General features: G+C 67.3%; 12 protein-coding genes. All 12 read left to right on the plus strand.

Annotated elements, in window-relative coordinates:
- Window positions 1–885: hypothetical protein (locus L6Q96_05785; protein ID MCK6554081.1), on the plus strand; the 885-nt coding region annotated here is incomplete at its 5' end.
- A 104-nt stretch (window positions 886–989) separates the two neighbouring features.
- Window positions 990–1370: a hypothetical protein gene (locus tag L6Q96_05790; protein ID MCK6554082.1), complete on the plus strand. Its 381-nt coding sequence runs from the start codon at window positions 990–992 to the stop codon at window positions 1368–1370.
- A 138-nt stretch (window positions 1371–1508) separates the two neighbouring features.
- Window positions 1509–1946, plus strand: a complete 438-nt coding sequence (locus L6Q96_05795) for a hypothetical protein (GenBank protein MCK6554083.1) — start codon at window positions 1509–1511, stop codon at window positions 1944–1946.
- Between the two features lie 69 nt (window positions 1947–2015).
- On the plus strand, window positions 2016–3080 hold the full coding sequence (locus L6Q96_05800; GenBank protein MCK6554084.1) for a hypothetical protein: 1065 nt from the start codon (window positions 2016–2018) through the stop codon (window positions 3078–3080).
- 13 nt (window positions 3081–3093) lie between these two features.
- A complete protein-coding gene (locus L6Q96_05805) occupies window positions 3094–3327 on the plus strand; it encodes a hypothetical protein (GenBank protein ID MCK6554085.1) in 234 nt (77 codons plus the stop codon).
- Window positions 3328–3500: 173 nt separating this feature from the next.
- Window positions 3501–3809, plus strand: a complete 309-nt coding sequence (locus L6Q96_05810) for a hypothetical protein (GenBank protein ID MCK6554086.1) — start codon at window positions 3501–3503, stop codon at window positions 3807–3809.
- Window positions 3806–4234 carry a hypothetical protein gene (locus L6Q96_05815; GenBank protein ID MCK6554087.1) on the plus strand — a complete coding sequence of 143 codons (429 nt, stop codon included), beginning with the start codon at window positions 3806–3808 and terminating at the stop codon, window positions 4232–4234. Before L6Q96_05810 ends, L6Q96_05815 begins: the two co-directional genes overlap by 4 nt.
- Window positions 4235–4545: 311 nt before the next feature.
- Window positions 4546–5520, plus strand: coding sequence for an RHS repeat-associated core domain-containing protein (locus tag L6Q96_05820; GenBank protein ID MCK6554088.1), 975 nt, complete (start codon window positions 4546–4548; stop codon window positions 5518–5520).
- The gene (locus tag L6Q96_05825; GenBank protein ID MCK6554089.1) at window positions 5517–6071 is read left to right on the plus strand and encodes a hypothetical protein; all 555 of its coding nucleotides are present in this window, start codon (window positions 5517–5519) and stop codon (window positions 6069–6071) included. The genes L6Q96_05820 and L6Q96_05825 overlap by 4 nt, the downstream gene beginning before the upstream one ends.
- 52 nt (window positions 6072–6123) lie before the next feature.
- Complete coding sequence (locus L6Q96_05830) at window positions 6124–6495, plus strand: hypothetical protein (GenBank protein MCK6554090.1); 372 nt, start codon at window positions 6124–6126, stop codon at window positions 6493–6495.
- 48 nt (window positions 6496–6543) lie between these two features.
- Window positions 6544–8064 carry an apolipoprotein N-acyltransferase gene (gene lnt / locus L6Q96_05835; GenBank protein ID MCK6554091.1) on the plus strand — a complete coding sequence of 507 codons (1521 nt, stop codon included), beginning with the start codon at window positions 6544–6546 and terminating at the stop codon, window positions 8062–8064.
- The coding region (locus L6Q96_05840) for a hypothetical protein (GenBank protein MCK6554092.1) at window positions 8061–9214 on the plus strand (1154 nt) is incomplete at its 3' end. The genes lnt and L6Q96_05840, both read left to right, overlap by 4 nt.

Below are 9214 nucleotides of genomic sequence, written 5' to 3' on the forward strand. Positions count from 1 at the left end.
GGGGCGCGGTTCTACGACCCGCAACTGGTGCAGTTCGTCAGTCAGGACCCGGTGCGGGAGTACGTGCAGGCGTATGCGTATGTGGGGTGGAGTCCGGTGCGGTACACGGACCCGACGGGGATGTTCTTCGGGCTGGGTGGCGACATTGGCGGGCAGTTCAGCACAGCCGGCGTGACGATGCCCCTGGAATGGTCGTTTGATTACTTCCTGGAAACTCGTTTCGGCACGATTCCCGGCCTTGGAGGTGGCGGGTTCTTCTCGGCAGTGGCGAACGCGGGCGGGCTTTCCAACTTCCTTACCGCACTCGTATGGACGGCCATTGCCCCGGCGGTTGTTGCCGCTGCCCTCGCTTCGGCAGCGACAAGCGCGGCGGTTGGCGGGGTGGTCGGGGCAGCGGTCGCCGGGAGTACCGGAGGCGACGTGGTCGGCGGGTTTTCCCAGGCCGCAGCGGGCATCTTCAACGGAGAGTTCAATGATCTCGGTGGCCTATTTTACGGCACGGTGTCGGGGATTACCCGCGGCGCGGTCCAACTCGCATGGGGAATGGCCACCCTGAACCCTGCCTTGGTTAAATTCGGTTCCTACGACACCGGTACCGTGGTAGTGCCGCGTCTCAGTAATGCCGGCGGTCTGAACTGGCCGGGCCGGACCGGGGACACGGGGCCGATCCAGTCCAGTGGAACGAAGCCGAACGAGGCCGCGATATCCCATGATATAGAGGTAGGGAGAGACGGATTCCTTGTCTCACCTCCCTACTTCCGTTTCGTCGCTAATATGTGGGCGGGGCCGGGCGTCGAGCCGGGGCTGTACGGGCAGGCGTATCGCCTGGCGGGCACCGTAGGGTTTGGCGTGCCGGGGAGTTTGCTGTGGTTAGTCGGGCAATGAACACAAGTCTCCGATTCGCGCTCACAGTGCTCACATCCGTTTCGCTGTGTGGGTGTTTCTCCTACACGATTTTCCTCGGGATGCATCCCGAAGGCGGGGATGCGGTGAGCGCCGGTGGCCCGGACGTGGCGGCAGTCGTTGCGACCGTAGCGGAGGTCGCGCGGAGCTTTAGATTCACGCCAAGCCCTGATCTCAAGCGCTTGCAACAACAATCCGAGGACACCGACTATTGGTTCTATCGGATCGTGGCCGATTACCGGCGGTCTGATGAGGGGACCGGTTACTCACTCATCTTCATTACGGTTGCGGTCCAGAAGCAGACTGGAGAAGTCGCCGTGCAGATCCGCGACCTGCACAACGGTTGGCAGACGGATTTCACCCGAGGGCTGGAGGAGGCCCTGGTGCAGGCGCTCGCGGCACGGTTCCCGTCAGATCGGATCGAGGTCAAGCGGAAGTGGTCGGGGCCGCATGTGTTTGGGCCGTGAGAACGGCTGAGCCAGGCGATGGGTGCGCTTGGGAATCAGTGCCTGTCACGGCTGGGTGGACGCAGGTTGGAAAGACCGGAACGACTGAAGGGCCGGCTCACGGTTGGAGGTAATTCTCGAAGGGAAGGAGATCGCGCGATGAGAACACCGAAGCTGCTGACTGCCGCATTGCTGGGGCTGTCAATCGTCGGTGCCTTGAGCTTGTCCGCGCTGGAGCAAGACGCAGTGGTCAAAAAGGCCCAACCGCCGGTGGTGCTCCGCCAGTTCCTCGGCGCCGGCACGTGGCAGAGCCAGCGCGATGGCCTCGACAAGCGCGATTGGCACGTCGAACTCAAGCGCCGAGATGACGACTCGCTGGTCGGCCGCATCACCGTGCTCGGTTCGCCGCTGCTCGACGAGGCGCGGATCGAAGGCCGCATCGACGGCGCCGAGGTCTACGGCGTGCTCGTCGGCCCCGACGACCGCCAGATCGGTACGTTCACCGGCACGCGTGCGCGCAAGAGCATGAGCGGCACGTACACGTTCGGCAACGGCGACACGGGCACGTGGAGCTGGCGTGGCGCGCCGCCGGAGTGAGGCGGCGATGGGGGGAGGGTCTTGAGGCGGTTGCGCTGTTAGCGCCGATCCGAAGATGAGAATCCGCAGATGACGCAGATGACGCAGATGGGAGCGGCCGAATGGATCCCTGAGCCGCACGAACTTCAGGGTCATCCGAGTGAGGTTGGGTCTGAAGGCGTGGTGGTCGCCCCAACCATCGGGCCATCGACTTCTGCGAAATCTGCGGCATCTGCGGACTTCCGCGCTGGGTGTGCGGCGGCGCTCTACGACTACGGGGCGCGTTTCTACGACCCGCAACTGGTGCAGTTCGTCAGTCAGGACCCGGTGCGGGAGTACGTGCAGGCGTATGCGTACGTGGGCTGGAATCCGGTGCGGTACACCGACCCGACGGGGATGCTGACCGTGCCGGATGCCGGAGGCGCGTCGGGCCTCAACTTCGCGCTCGGGTTCCCGATCTCCGGCCCTGTAGCGCTCGTTCCGACGGTACCCGAGGTCATCCGGGCGGCCGACTACGCCACGGCGCTTCGCGCCCGCGGGCCAGGACATGGCGGCAAGAATGGCCCGGCTGGAGGTCTCCCAAGCATCCCCGATCTGGCGGCTTTCCTGGAAACCGGCGGTCTGGACCCGCCGGGGGCAACGGCCGGCGCGGAGTTCTATACGCACATTGGATTGGAAACCGTGGCGTCGTCGTCCGTCGCCTCGTTGCCGGGGGCGAGTGGGCCCCTGAGCGCGCTGGGCGCGGCGTCCCGGGGCGACACCGGCGTCGCCGCCGTCCTCGGTGACATAGGGGTGGCGAAGGCCGCCGCGGCGGAGGGGCTGGCGGTCGCGTCGATGTTCGGGGGATACATCGATATCAACGTCACGGCGGGGTACCTGCTTGGTGCAACGGGCGGCGTCATGTTCGCGAGCGAGGGATATTACCCGTACGCTGGCGGGTCGCTGACCTCCCCGCCCGGGAGCGTAAGCGTGTCGGCGTCGCCGTTTGCTGCCTCGCCCGGCTGGGCCGTTGCGGTGCAGATAACGACGCCGACGCTCATTGTTGTTCAGGTCGGTTATGGCATCGGTGCTTGGCCGTTCGTGGAGGTGGGGATCGGCGGTCCGAGGGGCATCAGCGGGACGGCGTTCCACGCTTGGGGGCCGGTCAGGTACTGATTGAGGAGAGACCATGCGGCTCCTGCAGTACCTCATCACAGCCTTCGCCGCCCTCGTTGGCGTGTTCGCGATGCTGAGGAACAAAGCGTGGGCACGCGAGGCCGCCCGGCAAGCATATGAACTCACGGGCCGGCGGTTCGACGAGCGTATCTATAGTGTTGGCTACTTCGTGGCCGGCCTGATCATGACGGTGGGAGCGCTCGTCACGCTCTCCGGCATGTTCTTCGGCTTCATCGATGTGCCGTGATGGCGATCTGGCCGATGTCGAGCGTGTGCGAGTACCACGGGTGGCCGTCGTTACCATTGTGGGTCGCCTCCGGCCGAGGCCAGATGGTCGAGGCGCTCGCGCTAGTTGCGTGGCCATTTGTCCCCTGTGCGATTGTTGCGGGAGTGTTGCTGTCCTGGTGCGATCGGCGACGGATGTTGAGGTACCAGGCCGAGTATGCGGAGATCGAGCGGGCGAGAGAGCCGGCGTCCCGGGCGTTCTGGTCGCAGTCGACAAGTTGCGACTTTCACAGGGTTACCCACCGGTATCGGCGGGTCATCTGGGCGGATTGGTTGAGCGCTTTTGTGGCGGCAGCTGTGTTCTTAGTCCCTGCCGGTATGGCTGGAGGCTTGCTGATCTGGGCGACGCTTTACGGGACGGAGGCGCTGCTCTGGTTTCTGGTATGGCGCCCATCGCTGTTGCGGGACGTAACGAGTAGCGCGCACAAGGAGGCTTCCCAATGAGACTACGGGTGCTGGTGGCAGGTGTCGGCGCGGTGGTGCTCGGGTCGGTCGGGTTGCGTTTTCTGCCCGCTGACGACGCCCACGCCCGCCGGCCGCCGGCCGTCGTCCGCCAGTTCGTCGGCGGCGGGCAGTGGCAGAGTCGGCGTGACGGGCACGGCCGGCGCGACTGGCAGGTGGAGCTGAAGCGGCGCGACGACGGCAGTATCGGCGGGCGGGTTACCGTCCTCGGCTCGCCGCTGCTCGACGAGGCGCGAATCGAAGGCCGCATCGACGGCGCCGAGGTCTATGGCGTGCTCGTCGGCCCCGACGACCGGCAGATCGGTACCTTCGCCGGGACACGTGTCCGCAAGAGTCTCAGCGGCACGTACACGTTCGGCAACGGCGACACGGGTACGTGGGCGTGGCGCGGTGAGCCGCCGGAGTGAGCGGCGATGTGGGGGAAGGACGGTGAGGCTCTGACGTTGTTAAGCGGTCGGGCCGCTAGCGCCGATCCGAAGATGAGAGTCCGCAGATGGCGCAGATGACGCAGCGCGGGCTTCGCCCGCAACCCATTGCGGATTGCGGAATGCGGATTGCGGAACTCATGAATCCCTCGTCCGCAATCCGAAGTGCGCATTCCGAAATTCTTCGCACCATGCAACGAACTCGCGAACTAGTAACGCAGATGGGAGCGGCCGAATCGATCCCTCGGCCGCACGATCTCCAGGTTCATCAGAGAGAGGTTGGGTCGGAAGGCGTGGCGGTCGTCCCAACCATCGGGCCATCGATTTCTGCGAAATCTGCGACATCCGCGGATTTCCGCGCGGGGGGGGCGGCGGCGCTCTACGACTACGGGGCGCGGTTCTACGACCCGCAACTGGTGCAGTTCGTCAGTCAGGACCCGGTGCGGGAGTACGTGCAGGCGTATGCCTACGTGGGGTGGAACCCGGTGCGGTGGACGGACCCGACGGGGATGCTGACCGTGCCGGATGCCGGAGGCGCGTCGGGCCTCAACTTCCTGGGGGGATTCACCGTCACCGGAGGCATCGTCTCGACCGTGAGCATTGGCGACCTTGTCAGCGCACGCGACTTCGCCGGCACGCTGGCCATGCGGGGACTGGGCAAAGGAATGGGCGGCAAGCCGGGCGGGTTGGCCTTGCTGCTCCAGGGGCTCCCGGGCTTCCTTAAGTCGACCGGCATGTCGTCCGCGGATGCGAGCGCGTCCGCGGGATTTCTGGCCCGGATCGGCTACGAGTCGATCGCGGGGCGCAACCTCGGGTCCGTTCCGGGTGCGACCGCGGCTCTGAGCGTCCTGTCTCAGGCGGCCTCGGGGACTGGACCCGCAGCCGAGGCGCTTGCCTGGATAGGGCTCTTCTCGCTGCCGGGCGGGCCCGAGATATTGGCGGCAGTATCGGAGCTTGTGCAGATTGTCGCTACCGTGCCAAATCCTTTTCCCGGCCCTGCGGTTGGACTCGATGTTCTAGCGTTCGGACTAACTCAAGTGGGGGTGAACCAAGCCTACGCTTCGAACCAGATCTCTCAAGGTGCTTTCACCTTCTACTCCGAGCTCAACCTGATAGGAGCTGGGACTGGTATTGTTGCGGCGTTCTCCGGCGGCAACCCGGCAGGCATGCTTGCGGCCACCGGCGTCCAACTCGCAGTCTTTACGGCGATAGCGGCAGGGATAGGGCCGGGGCCGGTGATGTCGACTGTGCTGGAGACGGTACAATGAGTCGCGAGTGGCGCAGGCCGTCCGAAGATAACGCGACCATTCGCGAGCTTGCGGTTGGCTTCTGCTCCTTCATGGTGACTTGCCGAGTGGGTGGCTTTGCTGGTGGGGCCGCGGTTATCTGTGCGTTTCTGGCTGCCACTGGGCGCAGCCGGGTTGTTGCGGCGTTGTTTGCCATTGCCGTCGATGTGCTTCCGTACGCTGCCGGAGTCGGCGCGCTTCTGTCCGTGTTCGATCGGCGGCGTGTCGTTACGCGTGAAGCGGAGTACGCTGCGCTCGAAGCCGCGCGACGCCCGGCGTCCAGGGCCATCTGGCCCATGGCGAGGGCTCGGGAATACACGCGTGTGGCAAGCAGTTACCAGTGGCGGCTCTGGCTGGATTGGTTCGTGCCGGCAGCGGCGGGGGCGGTGTTCTTACTGCCTGCCGGTATGGCTGGAGGCTTGCTGATCTGGGCGACGCTTTACGGGACGGAGGCGCTGCTCTGGTTTCTGGTATGGCGCCCATCGCTGTTGCGGAACGTAACGAGTAGCGCGCACAAGGAGGCTTCCCAATGAGACTACGGGTGCTGGTGGCAGCTTTAGGCGGGCAGTACTCGGGTCGGTCGGGTTGCGTTTTCTGCCCGCTGACGGTGCCCACGCCCGCCGGCCGCCCGCCGTCGTCCGCCAGCTCGTCGGCGGCGGACAGTGGCAGAGTCGGCGTGACGGGTACGGCAAGCGCGACTGGCAGGTGGATCTGAAGCGGCGCGACGACGGCAGCGTCGGCGGGCGGGTGACCGTTGTCGGTTCGTCCGTGGTGCAGGAGGCGAAGCTCGAAGCGCAGCTCGACGGCGCCGAGGTCTACGGCGTGCTCGTCGGCCCCGACGACCGACAGATCGGCACGTTTACCGGCCACCGTGTCCGCCGCAGTCTCAGTGGCACGTACACGTTCACGAACGGCGACACGGGCACGTGGAGCTGGCGCGGCGAACCGCCGGAGTGAGAGGCGATGTGGGTCTGTTGGGGGCGACCGGATTCCGATGTGGGCAGTGTGGCCGTCACCTGCGCCCTCGTTCTCGTCTCCGCCGTCGCGCACGCGCTGGCGTTTCCGCCGTGGAACTTCACGGCAGTCGCGTGGGTCGCGCTGGTACCGTTGCTGATCGCGTTGCGTGCGCTGCGTCCGGGCACCGCGGCGCTCGCGGGCCTGCTGTGGGGCAGCGCCGCGATCTGGGGAGTGGCCTACTGGGTGCCGGGCGCCATCGCCTTCTACTACGAGCAGCCGTGGTGGTTCGGCGTCCTGTTCGGCGTCGTCGGCTGCATCGTTCTGTGGGGTAGCTATTACGCAGCGTTTGCCGCCCTTACCGCATGGCTGATCCCGCGAACCCGCGGCCTGATGCGTGCCGGAACAATTGCCGCCGCGTGGATCGCGTGCGAACTGGCCCGGGCAAAGCTGCTAACCGGAGAACCGTGGATGCTGCTCGGCTACGCACTCGTACCGCACCTCCGGCTCATTCAGATTGCCGACCTTGGCGGTGTCTACGCTCTGTCAGCGCTGGTTCTCTTCGTCAACGTCAGCGTCACTGCGGTCCTGCTCGACGGCCGCGGTGCCGCCGGCACCGCGGCGGTGGCGACCGCTCTCCTGGTGGCGGCGCTCGCTTACGGCACCATTCGACTGTCTACCGATTTCCACACCGCGCCGCCGGTGCGCGTGGCGGTGGTGCAGGGAAACAACGACCTCGGTGCGCAGTGGAACGCGGAGCACTACGGCCGCGGGCTGGATACCTATCTGCGGCTGTCGCGGGAGGCGGTGCGCAAGACCCGGGCGGCAGTACTGCTCTGGCCGGAAAGCGCGGTGACGTTCTTCCTGCCGGAGGAAGCGGAGCTGCGCATCGCCGTTGAGCGACTGGTCGCGGAGACCGATACCGAGGTGGTGCTCGGCGGACCGCATCTCGACGGCGCCGATCCCGCGGCACCGCGGTTCTTCAACTCGGCGTTCGCGTTGGCCCCCGGCCTGGGGATCACAGGCCGCTATGACAAGACGCATCTGCTGCCTTTCGCCGAGTACTTCCCGCTGCGCTTCAGCGAGTTTCTGCGGCGGCGATTCGAACGGGTCCGCGTGTTCACGGCGGGCAACGACCCGCGCCTGCTGCCGACCCGGCTCGGTCCGACGGCGGTGGCGATATGTTTCGAGGCCATCTTTCCCGAACTCGTGCGGACCCGGATGGCGGCGGGCGCCGCGGTGCTGCTGAACCTGTCCAACGACGGCTGGCTTGGCGCGGGTGCGGCCCAGCACGCCGCGATGGTGACTTTGCGGGGGGTGGAGAACCGCACGTGGGTGGTGCGGGCAACGGCAACTGGTATCTCCGGCATCATCGACCCGCACGGTCGGTGGACGGTGCGCAGCGGCACGGGCACCGCGGCGATACTGGCAGCCGACGTGGTCCCGTTACACGCCGACGCGGTATACAAGCGCTACGGCGACGTCTTCGCACACGCCTGCGTGGTCGCGGTGTGCGTTGCCGCGGCGGTGGTCGCACTCCGCGACCGGCCGTCCGCCGAGGACCCGGTTTGAACACGCTCACCGCCACCGCGCCGGCGGGCACGTACGCGGCCGGCTCGCCGCTGCGGGCCGGGTGGACGTACCCCTACGACGGGCTGGGCAATCGCACGAGGGCGGGGGCGCTAGTGAGCTTCTACGACAACGCGCCGGCGCCGCAGCGGGTGCAGGCGGTGACGCCGGGGGGTGCGGTGAGTCACGATCCGAGCGGGTCGGTGACGGGGCTGCCGGCGCTCGGTGCGGCGGCGCCGCGGACGCTGAATTACGACGCCGAGGGGCGGCTGGCGATGGTGACGGGCGGTGGCGCGGCGGTGCGCTTCGTGCACGACGCGCGCGGGCAGCGGGTGGCGCGTATCGTCAACGAGGGGGCGGCGGGCGAGCAGGTGACGGTGTACTACGGGCGCTGGTTCGAGGTGACGGGCGGGACGCTGACGCGGCACATCTATCTGGGGGAGCGGCGCATCGGGCACAGTCCGGTGGCGGCGCCCTCGGGGCTGACGCTGGCGCGGGGGTATGACGGCGAGCGGGCGGTGGTGCTGGCGCGGGCGATGGAGGCTGCCGAGCGGCGCGACGGGTGGGCGAGGCCGCGGGTGGCGGTGGAGGCGGCGGAGGCCGCCGCGGCGCTGACGGTCATTGCGGGCGTGGGGCTGGTACTCATTGTCGTCCGTCGACGGTGGTGGGACGAGGGGACGCGGAGCCCGGAATACGGACGCCGCGTGCGGCTGGGGATGGTGGGCCGTCTGGCGCGGGGGCCGCTGGTGCTGGTCGTGGTGGTGCTTGTATCGGCGTTGTTGCCCTGGCCGCGGCTGCGGGTGGTGTGGGCGGGCAGTGTCTCGCCGCCGCCCGTGCCGCCGAGTTATCCGGTGTACTTCGCCCACACCGACCATCTGGGCTCGACGCTTCTGCTCACCTGTCATCTGGCCGGCGCGGCGTGTCCCGACGGCACGGTGGCGCGGCGCTTCCGTTACAACGCCTACGGGCAGCCGGCGGCGTACACGGCCAGCGGCCAGAGCGCGAGTCTCACGGCGGCCGTGCCGGGGAGCGACTTCGTCCCCGAGCATCTCTACACCGGCCAGCGCTGGGTGAGTGCGGCGGCGCTCTACGACTACGGGGCGCGGTTCTACGACCCGCAACTGGTGCAGTTCGTCAGTCAGGACCCGGTGCG

It is taken from the genome of Candidatus Binatia bacterium (genome assembly GCA_023150935.1).
Classification (GTDB): domain Bacteria; phylum Desulfobacterota; class Binatia; order HRBIN30; family HRBIN30; genus JAKLJW01.

Bases quoted from the DNA above. Each gene is read 5' to 3' on its own strand.
- L6Q96_05800 (MCK6554084.1), top strand. From the start codon at position 2,016: ATGACGCAGATGACGCAGATGGGAGCGGCCGAATGGATCCCTGAGCCG.
- L6Q96_05815 (MCK6554087.1), top strand. From the start codon at position 3,806: ATGAGACTACGGGTGCTGGTGGCAGGTGTCGGCGCGGTGGTGCTCGGG.
- L6Q96_05825 (MCK6554089.1), top strand. From the start codon at position 5,517: ATGAGTCGCGAGTGGCGCAGGCCGTCCGAAGATAACGCGACCATTCGC.
- L6Q96_05795 (MCK6554083.1), top strand. From the start codon at position 1,509: ATGAGAACACCGAAGCTGCTGACTGCCGCATTGCTGGGGCTGTCAATC.
- L6Q96_05805 (MCK6554085.1), top strand. From the start codon at position 3,094: ATGCGGCTCCTGCAGTACCTCATCACAGCCTTCGCCGCCCTCGTTGGC.
- L6Q96_05810 (MCK6554086.1), top strand. From the start codon at position 3,501: ATGTTGAGGTACCAGGCCGAGTATGCGGAGATCGAGCGGGCGAGAGAG.